The sequence below is a fragment of the Acinetobacter sp. F-1 genome, from assembly GCF_022869025.1.
Classification (GTDB): Bacteria; Pseudomonadota; Gammaproteobacteria; order Pseudomonadales; family Moraxellaceae; genus Acinetobacter; species Acinetobacter pseudolwoffii.
In genome coordinates this window covers 177285-191051 of sequence record NZ_JAJKFX010000003.1, presented here as the reverse complement: position 1 = coordinate 191051, position 13767 = coordinate 177285, and the positions used below count along the sequence as shown (strand labels likewise).

Sequence of the window (13767 nt, the reverse complement as noted above, 5' to 3'; positions counted from 1 at the left end):
GAAGTTTTCAACCTTTCTGTACGCTGACAGCCAGAAGATGAAATCATCCGATTTTATTGGTTGGCTCTAAGACTCGATTCGCTTTTCTGACATTTTTATTTGCTTGCCTTATCAATGTTTTTTTATCTCAAATATGAATAATCAAAGAATCGATACAGATAATCCAAAACTATTTTAATCAGGATTAAACGCATGCCAGCATATAAAGCCCCTTTACACGACATTCGCTTCCTCATGAATGAAGTGCTCGATTACCCTGCGCACTACCAGAATTTGTCGAATGGTGAATATGCCGATACCGACACGGTAGACATGATCTTGGAAGGTGCAGCAGATTTCTGTGAAAACGTACTTTCACCTCTGAATGAAAGCGGTGATGCTGAAGGCTGTCATTTTGAAAATGGCGAAGTGAAAACGCCTAAAGGCTTTAAAGACGCTTATGATCAGTTCGTCCAAGGTGGCTGGCAAGGTCTGTCTTATCCTGAAGAGTTTGGTGGTCAAAACCTGCCAATGTCTTTAAACCTGATCAAATCGGAAATGATGGGAACTGCAAACTGGTCATTCCAGATGTATCCGGGTTTAAGCGTGGGCTGTATCAATACCATTATCCAGTACGGCACCGATGAGCAGAAGAATACCTATCTGCCACATCTGGTTGCGGGTACTTGGGCTGGCACCATGTGTCTGACTGAACCGCAATGTGGTACCGACTTGGGTCAGGTTAAAACCAAAGCCGAGCCGCAAGAAGATGGTACGTATGCCATTTCAGGAACCAAAATCTTTATTTCCGCAGGCGAGCACGATCTCACTGAAAATATCGTACATATCGTGCTGGCGCGCCTTCCGGATGCACCGCAAGGTACTAAAGGCATTTCACTGTTTATCGTACCAAAATTTATTGCTGCTGCCGATGGTGGCATCGGTGAGCGCAATCCAGTCAATTGCGGTTCGATTGAACATAAAATGGGGATTCGTGCCTCAGCAACAGCCGTGCTGAATTTCGACAAGGCCACGGGCTACTTGATTGGTGAACCGAATAAAGGCTTGCATGCCATGTTCACCTTCATGAACACTGCGCGTATTGGCACTGCGATTCAAGGCATCTGTCATGCGGAGTTATCCTTCCAAGGTGCTCTGCCGTATGCCAAAGAACGTATGTCGATGCGTGCCCTGTCTGGCAAAAAAGATCCGGAAAAAGTGGCGGATGCCATCATTCATCATGCCGATGTACGCCGTATGCTGTTGACGCAAAAAGCCATTGCCGAAGGTGGCCGTGCCATGATTTATCATGCTGCGCAAATTGCCGACAACATGAATGATGCTTTATTGCGTGGCGATACCGCTGCCTTTGAACAGCATGATGATCACTTAGGTTTCTATACCCCGATTCTAAAAGGCTTCCTGACTGAAATGGGCTATGAAGCATCGAATCACGGTATGCAAGTCTTTGGTGGTCATGGCTATATCAAAGAATGGGGCATGGAACAGATCGTGCGTGACTCACGTATTTCTACCCTTTACGAAGGAACGACAGGTGTACAGGCACTCGATCTGATCGGTCGTAAAGTACTGTTAACCTCGAAAGGCAAAGTGATTCGTGATTATACCGCTGAAATCCTGAAATTTTGTGGTCAGCATGCGCGTAATAAATATATGCGCCGCTTTGCTTGGGATCTCACCAAGCTATGTGCCCAGTGGAATGCATTAACTGTTCGAATCATGCTGGCAGCCCGTAAAGACCGCGACATCGTCTCTTCTGCTTCAGTCGATTTCCTGATGTTCTCGGGCTATGTGATGATGGCATACTTCTGGGCGCAGCAAGCCGCAGTTGCCTCAGCCAAACTGGCTTCTGGCGATGGCGCAGAAGTACCTGAGTTCTATAAAGCAAAAATCAAAACCGCTGATTTCTATTTCGAACGTATTCTGCCTCGTACCCAAGGTCATGCTGAAGCGATGGTGAATCCATCCAAAACTATGACCGCACTGGCACCAGAGCACTTTAGTTTTGATTACTAAGCTGTAAATTGAATTACAAAGAGCGCTTCGGCGCTCTTTTTATTGAGAGCTACCCTTTTAAACCCTAAAAACACTGGCCTGAATACAAAATATACAGGTTTAATTTTATATTTTTCAATAGCCTAATAAATTAGATAAATAAAACGCTTGTATATCTCAAAATAAGCGGTATGATAATCCCAACTAGAAAAATTCTTGTTTTGGTTAGTTTCTTTTAAGTATCGCAGTTTTAGTCATAAACCTTCGTATTACAGATCAAAAAGCTCCATCCTTTTTATTTTTCAAAGTTACAGTTAGTCATCTGAAATTTTGGCTATAAATTCATACGATTCAATAGGTTACATTATGTCTAATACAGTTAACGGTACAGTAAAATGGTTCAACGAAACTAAAGGTTTCGGTTTCATTCAACAAGAATCAGGTCCAGACGTTTTTGCTCATTTCAGCGAAATCACTGGTTCAGGTTTCAAAACTTTAGTTGAAGGCCAAAAGGTTTCTTTCAGCGTAGCTCAAGGTCAAAAAGGCCCTACAGCTGTAAATATCGTTGCTCTATAATTTAGAAGCAAGATATTGAAAAAAAGCACTCTTAGAGTGCTTTTTTTGTGCTTGTAATTTCTCTTATTCAACTCTAGCTTTTAAAGCTTATTTGTTTGATTTAAAAACCGGTGTGCTCTATGCCAAGCTAAAAACTCCTGATCTGGTAAAATCTGCACAATAAAAAACCCTCATATAGATTTATGAAGGTCTTTGAAAAATGTTCAGAAAATAAAAATCAGTTAAAGAAATTCTTCCAGTACCGAATTTAAGAAGATATGCCCCTGCTCGGTACATGCAAGCCGGTTTTGGTCATCGATCATTAATTTTCTTTTACGTAAAGAGCTTAATAAATCTTGTAAAGTATCCAAACTTTGACCAGTACGCTCGATATAAAATTTAGCCTCTACGCCCTGATTTAAGCGTAGCGCATTCATCATAAACTCAAATGGCATCTCTTCAGCTTCAATACGCTTAAACTGCAAATGTTCAGCAGGTACTTTGGCTAAGTAATCCTTAGGTAAGCGGGTTTTCTGGAAACGATATACGCCATCAGGTTGAGTCACTTTGCCATGTGCACCCGCACCAATCGCCAGATAATCGCCGAATTGCCAATAATTCAGGTTATGCGCTGAAGGTAGTTCTTTACGCCAGGCAGAAACTTCATAATTGATAAAGCCTTGAGCTTTGAGATAAATTTCGCCCTGCTCCTGAATCTCTTCAAGTACATCATCTACCGGTAGAATAGGTTGGGTACGGAAAAATACCGTATTCGGTTCAATCGTCAGCTGATACCAGGAAATATGTGTCGCGCCATTTTCTACCGCAAGTTTTAAATCATGCAAGGCCTGATCTAAAGTCTGCTCAGGCAAGCCATGCATTAAATCGACATTAATTCGTTGAAAGCCTGCTTCACGCGCCAATCCAATCGCAGAAATCGCATCTTCATTGCTGTGAATCCGACCCAAGCGTTTAAGATGGTCAGTATTAAAACTCTGTACCCCAATTGACAAACGGTTAATGCCGGCCTGCAAATAACCTGCAAATGGGTCATGCTCTACCGTACCGGGATTTGCTTCCAGCGTAATTTCACAGCCTTCTGCAAAGGGAATAATGGCTTGCAACTGATCAAATAGCCATTGATAGCCTTGAGCAGAAATCAGCGACGGCGTACCGCCACCAATAAACACACTATGAATCTGGCGGCCTTGGGCAAAATCGAACTGCGTTTTAAAATCCTCAACCAAGGCATGTAAATATTCCTGTTCTAGTTCCAGTGATAATTCACCATCAGGAACAGCATGCGAATTAAAGTCACAATACGGACATTTGCGCACGCACCATGGCATATGAATATATAAAGACAATGGGATAACAGCAGGATTCAATTCAGCCAAAGAACTACTCAAAAACGACTACAAGATATAGCTGAATTTTAACATGACTCGGCAGCAACACTGCTAAAATTAAAATGATCACCGGGTTATATCTAAAAACTCAAATAGAATTAGACAGTTAAAATTATGAAAATATCTTCTCAACTGATTATTTTACTTCCTTTAGTCTTTGCAATTGGTGTTTTGCTGACGCTTCAAACCGCAATTAACACGCAACTGAAAGAATATTTATATTCTCCTATGCAAGCTGCATTTTTTTCCTTTTTGATTGGTACAATAGTGCTCGCTGTGATTGTACTTTTTCAGTCCAATCCCAAACCCGGTGTACAGGAATTAATGAATGTTCCCTGGTATTTATGGCTTGGGGGCATCGTGGGTGTCTACGCGATTAGCATGAGCATTTATGCAGCCCCCAAACTTGGCTTTCTGGTGCTTAGCGGCCTGATTATTTTTGGTCAGATGGCCATGTCGATGCTGGTCGATCATCTGGGTTTATTGGGCAACGAAAAAATGCCGATTAACTGGCAACGTCTTTTAGGCGGCGGAGTAATTTTTATTGGTGTGCTTCTCACTTTACAACGCTAAACCCCTCTATTTAAGCACATGATCACGATGAGTAATTTTTGTGTCGAATGTTACACCGGTTACGACCTTTGGTTTTGAATTAAAAAAACTGTTTCATCTGATGTTACCTATTCTGGTGACCCAATTTTCCCAGGCAGGTTTGGGCCTGATTGATACCATTATGGCAGGTCATCTGTCTGCGACCGATCTTGCAGCAATTGCAGTCGGGGTGGGTCTATGGATTCCGGTGATGCTGCTGTTTAGCGGCATCATGATTGCCACGACACCCTTGGTGGCTGAAGCGAATGGCGCACGTACCCCTGAAAAAATTGCCACCATTGCCCGTCAGTCACTTTGGGTGGCCCTGATTCTGGGGATTATTGCTGGCCTGATTTTGCAGCTGTTGCCAGCGACTTTACCAATCTTAGGTGTACCGGAAAGCTTGCAGCCTAAAGCCGGTTTATTCCTGCATGCAATTGGTTTTGGTATGCCGGCAGTGACTATGTATGCCGCCTTACGTGGCTATTCAGAAGCGATTGGTCATCCACGTCCGGTGACCGTCATCAGCCTATTGGCACTGGTATTGCTGGTTCCACTGAACTATGTATTTATGTATGGAATTGGCCCTGTTCCAGCCTTGGGTAGTGCCGGCTGTGGTTTTGCTACGGCAATTTTACAGTGGTTAATGGTCATTACTCTGGCACTGTATATTTTTAAGAATAAAGCCTATCAACGCACCCAGCCGTTTACTCATTGGGAAAAAATCAACCCGGAATGGATGAAACGCATCTTGCAGCTTGGCCTGCCGATCGGACTGGCGATTTTCTTTGAGGTTAGTATTTTTAGTACTGCGGCGATCGTGCTCAGCCCTTTGGGAGAAACCATTGTTGCGGCGCATCAGATTGCCATTTCAGTGACCTCACAGCTATTTATGATTCCAATGTCACTGGCGATTGCCCTGACCATTCGGGTCGGCACCTATTATGGCGAGCAGAACTGGCAGGCAATGCGTAAAGTGCAATATCTCGGCCTGATTACGGCCACTATTCTGGCAATCCTGACCATGATTTTGCTTTGGGCGTTCCGTAATGAAATCGTGGCGCTCTACACCTCGGATATGATCGTGACCCAAATCGCGGTCTATCTGATTCTGTTTGCGATTGCTTATCAACTGATGGATGGCTGGCAGATCAGTGCAGCAGGTTGTCTGCGTGGGATGCAGGACACCAAAGGCCCTATGTGGATCACCATGCTGGCTTACTGGGTGATTGCCTTCCCGGTCGGGGTGTATTTGTCCCGCTTTACCGACATGGGCGCAGCCGGTGTCTGGGTTGGCCTGATTGTGGGTCTGAGCGTGGCCTGTGTACTTTTATTAGCTCGTTTATATGGCAACAATAAACGTTTAAGTCTCGACCACTCAATGCGTTCAGCCGATTAATTCAAGCTGGAAAATGCGCTGCGATTCAGGATCCAGTGCATTTTTTAATCCTTTGGAAATCTCTGATTCGTCTATCACATCTTTGATCAGCAGCGGCTCTACAATCACCTCCGTGCCATTAAAGCGCATGGTGGGTGAATCATCTAGCTTAGATTATGTATTTAAGGTTTAAGTGATACGCACACAAAAATGCACATCATCTTGAGCAGTAAAATATCGATAGACTTTCATTGAATTTTCTTCATTACTGCGAGTTGTTTTATTTATACTTTTGGGATTAAAACAACCTTTAGTATGATTATGCAGCCTAACCTAAAACAATGATGTATTCAGGAATCTTGTTTGGGTTTAAGTACAGGAGAGGAATAAAAATCTTCTGATAAATCAAAGATCATGCACTAAAGATGGAGAAGTTAAAGAAAATCACAACACAACCTCTACAATTAAATCTAGGCAATTGAATCTTTGTCACCTATGATCAAATACATCAAATAATTGTTGGTTTCAAGGAATCTCGCATGGCAAAAACGGCTAGCACACCCGGTCGTCGCTTTATGAAACTTGCCGGAATGACCGCAAGTATTGCAGGTAAAACCCTATCCAATTCAATTAAAAATTTAACTGCCGACGAAGAGCAAAAAAATACTGCGCGCAGCAAATTATTTCAGGATATTGGTATACAAATCGCGGATACCTTGGGAGAAATGAAAGGCGCGGTCATGAAAGTTGGTCAGATCGCCTCGCAATATAAAGATATTTTTCCACCCGAAGTTGCCAAAGCCATTGCCAAATTGCAACGTCAGGCACCGCCCATGCCATTTAAGGACATTCAGGCGCAAATTGAAAAGGAACTCGGCAAACCTTTACAGCAATTATTCCAACAGTTTGATGAACAGCCTTTTGCCGCTGCATCGATTGGTCAGGTACATAAAGCCACTTTACCCAATGGCCAGCAAGTGGTGGTCAAGGTGCAGTATCCGGGGGTCGATGAAGCCTGTGAAAGTGACCTGAAACAGGTACGTCTGGCGCTCCGTATGATGGGCGTTTTAAAGATTGACCGTAAACTTCAGGATCAGTTATTTAAAGAAATTCAGCATAGTCTGGACAATGAGCTCAACTATGAAATTGAAGCTCAGAACCTGGAAGTTGCCCGTGCTTTCCATGAGTCACTGGATCATAAAATTGTGATTCCACAGGTTTTTCATGAATATTCTTCACGGCATATTCTAACCTTGAGTCAGGAAATGGGAGAAAGTATTGAAACCGCCAGCACCTGGCCACAGGAAACCCGCAATGCCTTAGGGCGCCGTCTGCTGCGTGCGATTGGTCAGGAAATTTTTTATCTGAAACGCTTTCACTGTGACCCGCATCCGGGCAACTTTGCCTTTCGTGAAGATGGCTCTGTGATTGTTTATGATTATGGTGGCGTTAAGACTCTTTCGACTGAAGTGATTGGGCATTTCCGGGAACTTATTCATGCCGCACGCGAGAAGAATATTCCCGTGATTGAGCAACAGTTAGATGCGCTGCATTCCTTGACTGAAACCGGAAAATTCCCGACTGAATTGTATGAACAATGGCTGGAAGTTCTGATGCGTCCACTGGTCACCCATTATGATTTTGCTGAAAACTCGGCCCATCATGATGGCATGGAGTTGCTCAAACCTTCTCTAAAATATTGGGATGTGTTTAAGCCATCTCCAGATACGCTCATGGTGAACCGGACAATTTCAGGACAATACTGGAACCTGATTCATTTAAAAGTTCATGATGATCTGAGTGATGTATTTGAAGAACTGGTGCCGAGTCGAGGTTAATTTTGACCCCAAAGGCTTACACGCTGTAACTCTAAATGACTTGAAATACCAAATGTTATATTATAACATTTCATTAAGAATCATAAGGGAATTATATATGCGTCCAGATATTCATCCAGCGTATCGTGAAGTGTTATTCCATGATACCAATGCCAATACTTATTTTGTGATTGGCAGCACAATGAACTCTAGCCAGACTAAAGAATATGAAGGTAAAACATATCCTTATGTCACGCTTGATATTTCAAGTGCTTCTCATCCCTTCTATACTGGCGAGCAGCGTCAAACCAGCAATGAAGGTCGCGTGGCAAGCTTTAATAAACGTTTTGGCCGCTTTAAACGTGGCTAAAACTAAAAACCGTCGATTATCTTGATCTTCAAATCGTGGTTTATGTCAGGAAATAACCTCCAGTTTCCTGACTTTTTTATGTCTGTTTCAGTTTTGACTCAAAGCCAGTGAAGTCAAGTAAAAACCCAGCGCCAGAACGATAATTCCAACAATTACACTCGACAGCGCATACAATAGAGCTAAACCTACAGCGCCATGTTTCAAGAGCTGAAAGCTTTCCAGACCAAAACTGGAAAATGTGGTAAATCCGCCCAGTATCCCCACCATTAAAAACAGACGTGCTTCCTGTTGCAGCATTGGATATTTTTGGCTACAGGCAAAAAAGATCCCTGCACATAAGCAGCCCAGAATATTGACCCACCAAGTCGGCCAAGGAAATTGCATCTGTGGTTTTAGCAACCAGAGCCCTGCTGCATACCGTAAACTGGCACCCACTGCCCCACCGATTGCCACCCAAAGCCAGCCCATATACGTTCCTATTCTATTTATTGATCCAGTTGATTTGATCCGAAATTTCAAATTAATTATGAATCATTTTCATGATTATCTTGAACTGAAAACTTATTAAATACCATGGAACTTCGCAAGAAAATTGCTATATTCATCGTATCGATTTTTTATTGATTGCAAAGGGAAAACAGCATGGCACAAGATTTATTGGCACAATTGGCCGCAGGTGAGGCAAAATTTGCAGATGTGATTGCCTATATCGAAGCGCGTTATACCCATACCCCGACTGCATTTAAAAATGGCCAGCAGAGCAATGCGACCACTGAAAACCAAGGCAGCGCCAAAGTTTTTGCCTTTGCACGACTCAATGGGCTGGATCAGACCCAAACCTTAAGCCTGTTTGCCGAGCACTATGCAGCTGTACAAACGACGCCTCAAACCAGCGATCATCCGAATATCCGCCAGTTTATGCAAAATGGCTGGGATGGCATTGCATTTGAAGGTCAGGCTTTAACTGCTAAATAAGCAGTTTATCAATATATAAAACCGCTCATAAAAGCGGTTTTATATAGGCATCTAAATAGCAAATTTTAATTTAGCTTTTCCCAACCGTTTCAATCCACTGAATTGAACTGACACGGAATACCTCACAGGCGCCATCACCGGTATCGGTCGGAGTTAAAGACGATGTCCAGACCAGATCTTTATCACGCACTTCAACCAGCTCACCCTGCATACGCACCAGATCACCACGTTTTACCTTTTTAATGGCCTTGGCAATTTCAGGATTGGCCGGAATGATATGCATATTGGACACCATCTGCTTGGCTTGTTCTACCGGCACGGGCACCCGATCCATTTTCCAGTTCAGATAACGGTCATATTGATTGACACTAATATGTCGGGCAATTTCAGGTTCAGCAAACAGACCCCAACTCACCGCATAATCAATTGGAGAGAATTTGGCCTGCGGATCAGCGCTATAGACTTTGGAACCCAAAATACGGAAATCACCTTTAAAAGGCTGCAAGACGGAAATCGACTGTCCTTTGACCACAGGTGGCAAACCTTTGGCAATATTGTGATCGACCGAGCTATAGCTGGAAATAGGCAGCAACAAACCGGCCAACAAAGCATAATGTTTAAAGTGTTTGAACATCATTTTTAATCTAATCCTAATCGAGTTGATCAAACGTTTTAAGGATATCTTCCTTGATCTTACGTATTTTTTAATGAATAAACAGTTGAACTTGGTAACAAACTGGGTGTATTTAGTCAGCTTGGGCATTCCCGAATATTGTATTTTTCAGTTAAGCTAAAATACATTCAGATTAAATTAAAACAACCCAAATGCCGTATCAACTTTATCAACAACACATCTTTCCGCACCTTTTAAATCAGGTGATGCAAACGCCGTCCTTGATGGATTTACGCCGTGAATTGCTTTTGAACATTTCTGGTGAAGTACTGGAAATTGGTTTTGGTACAGGGCTGAATCTGCCTTTCTATCAAGAAGTAGATCTGGTCTATGCCGTAGAACCCAATCCGGCTATTTTCAAGCTGGCCGAAGCGCGCATCCAGCAGGCTGCTTTTCAGGTCGAACATATTCAGGCCAGTGCAGAAGCATTGCCTTTTGCAGAACATAGTCTAGAACATGTGGTCTCGACCTGGACGCTGTGTAGTATTGCTGACCTCGGCCAAAGTTTGCGTGAAATTTATCGTGTGCTACAACCGGGCGGTCACTTGCATGTGGTCGAACATGTGCTGAATCGACAAAATTTAAATATCCAGCGCCTGCAGCATTTACTCACCCCGATTCAGAAGAAAGTCGCAGATGGCTGTCATTTAAACCGGGATATTGAAACTGCCTTACTGGAAACTGGTTTTGAAATTGAAGAATTGAATTATATCAATGCCACAGGGATTCCGAAGATTGGCCAGCGTATGCTGCTGGCTCGACTGCGTAAACCGCAAGGCTAATTTATTTTCGTTTTGCCGTTAATGTTGCTGCAACTGAGTCACACGCAGCAACTGACAATGGGCATGATATTCCGAGCCTGTACCCACCTGAAATTCCTGTCCCGTGCTTCCTGAATGTACTGTGACCAGATCACCGCTGAGTGTAATCTTCTGCCCTGATTTTAGCCTGCGAATCTGATTGGCAATTTTCTCGTTGGCAGCGATCAGACTAAAATGCTGGACATGCGTGCTGAGAAATTCAGCTTCAGCCTGGCTGATTTGTTTCTCGATTTGATAACAGCGTTTTGCTTGATCAAATACTAATGTTGCCTGCATGGCTGGCAGTGACTGGCTGAGCAACAGCACATCGATATTACTGACATAGGCCAGATCATTAAAATGTCCAACCATAGGGCTGGCCTGATGCAAGACACGACGATTCGGTTTAACGAAACGTTTATCATGCACAGTAAATGTAGCTGAGATGGGTTGAATCGGCTTTACCGAAAAGTTTTTCAAGACACCTCGTTCTTCCAGATGTGGGATCGCACGAAAAAACTCATTCCAGACCCACAGTCCAAGCATAAACAGCAGCGCAGTGATCAGTAATTTCTGCATAATTTCTTATTCTTTCCTTGGTCGTGCTCAATCATCGAAATCAATCCGGATGGTTTCAAAACGCACCCGCCCTTCCTGAACTGCACGGGCAATCGCTTGCTGACCTTTGGTCAGACGTGCTCCACCACTTTTGATATCAATCAATACCACTTCAATATCCTCTGCTTCGCCTTCGCCGTCTCTGAAATCGCTGTAGCCATCAAAGACCACATAATCGACAGGATCGCCCAGAAACTTGGCATCACTGGGCAGATATTGAAATTCCGGCATGATCGGTGCGAGCTGTTCCGCCATTTTGCCTTTCAGGACTGCCCTGCTGGTATTGACACTGCGTTTTTGCGCGGCGATCAATGCCTGCTGATGTTCTAGCTCCAGCTCGGCAATATACTGCTCATATTCAGCCTTGATGCGTCCATTGCGTGTCTGACTTAAAATAATGGTGGTCAGCACCACCCCGATACATGTGCCAATCAGCATGGCCATCCATATGGACATTCAATCTTCCTAATTTACTTTATTTTTTCAGCACAACATTCGACTGAAGTTGAAAACATCAGCCATTGGTACGCTTGAAAAGAATGATATGCTAGGCAGGAACAGAATAAAATCACCTTGAGTCATGAAAACAATTTTAGTTGCGAATCAGAAAGGCGGTTGTGGCAAAACCATGACAGCGATTAGTCTAGCCTCAGCACTCGCACAAAAAGGTTATAAGGTGGCGCTGGCCGATGCCGATAACCAGAAATCGGCATTGCAATGGCTCAAGCAACGTCCGGAACAGGCCATGCCGATTCAAAGTCTGGACTGGCGCAATCACAAATCCATTGGTGATGCACCGAAGCAGATTGAGTATCTGATCATTGATGCACCGGGAGCGTTGACTGAAGATCATGCCGAGCAGCTGATCAGTGAAGCGCATGCGATTATTATTCCGATCCAGCCTTCATTTTTTGATATTGATTCGACCCGCCGTTTTCTCAAGCATTTGCAGGACATTAAGCGGATTCGTAAAGGCAAGGTTGAAATTTTACTGTTGGCCAACCGTACCAAACCGAATGCAGCCAGTAATCAGGACATACAGCAGTTTTTTGACAAGATCGACCAGCAGCCGGTGGCCTGGATTTCAGAACGTGCACCTTATAGCCGTCTGGCTATGGAAGGTCTGTCAGTCTTTGATAAACCTCAAAAAATCTATCGGGAATTACAGGATCAATGGCAACCGGTGCTGAATGCCATTATCGATGATCCCAGTCAGTGGTTTTAAGCCAGTCCGCTGAATCCTAACACTGCTTTGGGAAAATAATCACGCTACTTACCAAGCCGTCATTTTCGATCGCTTTTTTTTCAGTTAATATGCCTGAACACGACCTAAAAAATGAGCCATTAAATTCAGTGCAACAGTACGCGCCTACATTACAAAAAGTCTTATTATTTGGATTGTTCTTTATCCTGATTTTTTTGAGTTTTCATATACTCAAATATTTCATCATCCCTGTAGTTTGGGCAGCGATTATCGCCTATATGACTTGGCCCTTGTATCAGTCGGTGTTACGCATGTGCGGCAATCGGCCAACGCTGAGTGCAACCGTGATGATTCTGGCCGTGATTCTGGTGTTTGGTCTGCCATTTATCTTCGCCATTTTTATGTTGCAGCATGAAGGTCGTAATCTGTATTTTGAATTGCAGCGACAGGTCTTTTCCGGTCATCTGGATGTACCGGATTTTATTCGTGGCCTTCCGATTGTCGGCAAGGAAATTAGCCGAACTTTAAATGAAATCAATACCGATCCAAACAGTATCGCGCTATCGATCTCGAGCTGGATTCAAGGTCATCTGAATTACGGCAAAGTGGTATTGAATGAAGTCAGTAAAAATATCTTTAAATTGTGTTTTGCGATACTTTCGCTGTTCTTTTTCTACCGTGATGGTCAGACCATTTTAAATCAGGTGCGTAAAGCTTTTGAGATGGTGGTCGGGCCACGTGTACATCATTATTTTTCTACCATTTCTGCCACTACACGTGCGGTGGTCTATGGCGTTGGTTTGACTGCAATTGCCCAGTCTTTATTGGCAGGTCTGAGTTATTTTGTCGCGGGTGTACCGAATCCGATGGTCTTGACCATTGTGACCTTTATTTTCGCCCTGATTCCTTTCGGCCCACCAGTGGCTTATAGTGCAGTATCACTGTGGCTCTTTTCACAGGGACAGACGATTGAGGCGATTGGGGTGATGGCTTGGGGCGTCTGTATTGTCAGTACGGCCGACAACGTAATTCGTCCACTGGTGATTTCTGGCGCAACACAAATTCCATTCCTGTTGATTATGTTTGGTGTTCTGGGCGGTATTGCCAGTTTTGGTCTGGTCGGCGTCTTCATTGGTCCAGTGATTCTTGCAGTCTTGCTGGCAATTTGGCGTGAATGGTTACATGAAAGTAATTTGAATGAACCCTTAATGATGCCTAAAGCCACCATGGCACATGACATCGATCCGCAGACCGAAGACACACCGCCCAAAGCACCTTAAAGCACAAATTGAGTCGACTTAAACAAAACAAAACATTTAAGTACTGATTCTATATAGAGCTTCTGATCTTGCTCTGTTTCAATAGATTTACAAAACAGAATA

At 43.6% G+C, this 13767-nt stretch carries 15 protein-coding genes and 1 pseudogene; 10 read left to right on the top strand and 6 right to left on the bottom strand.

All coding sequences use genetic code 11. The annotated features are described in order from the left end of the window. The first annotated feature begins 192 nt into the window (after window positions 1-192). Both LOZ91_RS04640 and LOZ91_RS04635 read left to right on the top strand, forming a co-directional pair. Complete coding sequence (locus LOZ91_RS04640) at window positions 193-2016, top strand: acyl-CoA dehydrogenase C-terminal domain-containing protein (RefSeq protein WP_005168756.1); 1824 nt, start codon at window positions 193-195, stop codon at window positions 2014-2016. Between the two features lie 345 nt (window positions 2017-2361). Then, window positions 2362-2571 (top strand): cold-shock protein, encoded by a 210-nt coding sequence (locus LOZ91_RS04635; protein WP_004281542.1) that lies wholly within the window; start codon window positions 2362-2364, stop codon window positions 2569-2571. Window positions 2572-2792: 221 nt separating this feature from the next. Here the strand turns inward: LOZ91_RS04635 and hemW are convergent, their stop codons facing one another. Further along, entirely contained in the window at window positions 2793-3947 is a 1155-nt protein-coding gene (gene hemW / locus LOZ91_RS04630) for a radical SAM family heme chaperone HemW (protein ID WP_180050842.1), read from the bottom strand. A 126-nt stretch (window positions 3948-4073) separates the two neighbouring features. On the opposite strand from hemW, the gene LOZ91_RS04625 reads away from it, so the two are divergent. After that, window positions 4074-4532, top strand: coding sequence for a DMT family transporter (locus LOZ91_RS04625; RefSeq protein ID WP_005094208.1), 459 nt, complete (start codon window positions 4074-4076; stop codon window positions 4530-4532). A gap of 40 nt (window positions 4533-4572) precedes the next feature. Further along, window positions 4573-5949, top strand: coding sequence for an MATE family efflux transporter (locus tag LOZ91_RS04620; protein WP_074383596.1), 1377 nt, complete (start codon window positions 4573-4575; stop codon window positions 5947-5949). On the opposite strand, the pseudogene LOZ91_RS04615 reads toward LOZ91_RS04620, so the two are convergent. Next, a pseudogene (locus LOZ91_RS04615) lies at window positions 5938-6180 on the bottom strand (DUF1737 domain-containing protein). The gene LOZ91_RS04620 and the pseudogene LOZ91_RS04615 overlap by 12 nt on opposite strands. 287 nt (window positions 6181-6467) lie before the next feature. On the opposite strand from LOZ91_RS04615, the gene LOZ91_RS04610 reads away from it, so the two are divergent. Further along, window positions 6468-7766 carry an AarF/UbiB family protein gene (locus LOZ91_RS04610; protein ID WP_005094220.1) on the top strand — a complete coding sequence of 433 codons (1299 nt, stop codon included), beginning with the start codon at window positions 6468-6470 and terminating at the stop codon, window positions 7764-7766. A gap of 97 nt (window positions 7767-7863) precedes the next feature. Then, window positions 7864-8115 (top strand): type B 50S ribosomal protein L31, encoded by a 252-nt coding sequence (locus LOZ91_RS04605; protein WP_100329368.1) that lies wholly within the window; start codon window positions 7864-7866, stop codon window positions 8113-8115. A gap of 87 nt (window positions 8116-8202) precedes the next feature. On the opposite strand, the gene crcB is transcribed toward LOZ91_RS04605, so the two are convergent. After that, window positions 8203-8583 carry a fluoride efflux transporter CrcB gene (crcB, locus tag LOZ91_RS04600; RefSeq protein ID WP_100355144.1) on the bottom strand — a complete coding sequence of 127 codons (381 nt, stop codon included), beginning with the start codon at window positions 8581-8583 and terminating at the stop codon, window positions 8203-8205. 174 nt (window positions 8584-8757) lie between these two features. On the opposite strand from crcB, the gene LOZ91_RS04595 reads away from it, so the two are divergent. Continuing rightward, complete coding sequence (locus LOZ91_RS04595; protein WP_180040686.1) at window positions 8758-9090, top strand: HopJ type III effector protein; 333 nt, start codon at window positions 8758-8760, stop codon at window positions 9088-9090. Between the two features lie 70 nt (window positions 9091-9160). On the opposite strand, the gene LOZ91_RS04590 is transcribed toward LOZ91_RS04595, so the two are convergent. Beyond that, a complete protein-coding gene (locus tag LOZ91_RS04590) occupies window positions 9161-9724 on the bottom strand; it encodes a hypothetical protein (protein WP_180040709.1) in 564 nt (187 codons plus the stop codon). A 191-nt stretch (window positions 9725-9915) separates the two neighbouring features. On the opposite strand from LOZ91_RS04590, the gene LOZ91_RS04585 reads away from it, so the two are divergent. After that, window positions 9916-10545, top strand: a complete 630-nt coding sequence (locus LOZ91_RS04585) for a class I SAM-dependent methyltransferase (protein WP_005168776.1) — start codon at window positions 9916-9918, stop codon at window positions 10543-10545. A gap of 18 nt (window positions 10546-10563) precedes the next feature. Here the strand turns inward: LOZ91_RS04585 and LOZ91_RS04580 are convergent, their stop codons facing one another. Together LOZ91_RS04580 and LOZ91_RS04575 are read right to left on the bottom strand one after the other, a co-directional pair. Continuing rightward, a complete protein-coding gene (locus LOZ91_RS04580; protein ID WP_225553619.1) occupies window positions 10564-11142 on the bottom strand; it encodes a hypothetical protein in 579 nt (192 codons plus the stop codon). Window positions 11143-11169: 27 nt separating this feature from the next. Beyond that, the gene (locus LOZ91_RS04575) at window positions 11170-11637 is read right to left on the bottom strand and encodes a Holliday junction resolvase-like protein (RefSeq protein WP_180076120.1); all 468 of its coding nucleotides are present in this window, start codon (window positions 11635-11637) and stop codon (window positions 11170-11172) included. Window positions 11638-11761: 124 nt separating this feature from the next. Here LOZ91_RS04575 and LOZ91_RS04570 point away from each other — a divergent pair, with 124 nt between their 5' ends. Both LOZ91_RS04570 and LOZ91_RS04565 read left to right on the top strand, forming a co-directional pair. Beyond that, the gene (locus LOZ91_RS04570; protein ID WP_005094230.1) at window positions 11762-12406 is read left to right on the top strand and encodes a ParA family protein; all 645 of its coding nucleotides are present in this window, start codon (window positions 11762-11764) and stop codon (window positions 12404-12406) included. 89 nt (window positions 12407-12495) lie between these two features. After that, window positions 12496-13665, top strand: coding sequence for an AI-2E family transporter (locus tag LOZ91_RS04565; protein WP_005168779.1), 1170 nt, complete (start codon window positions 12496-12498; stop codon window positions 13663-13665). Window positions 13666-13767: the final 102 nt, after the last annotated feature.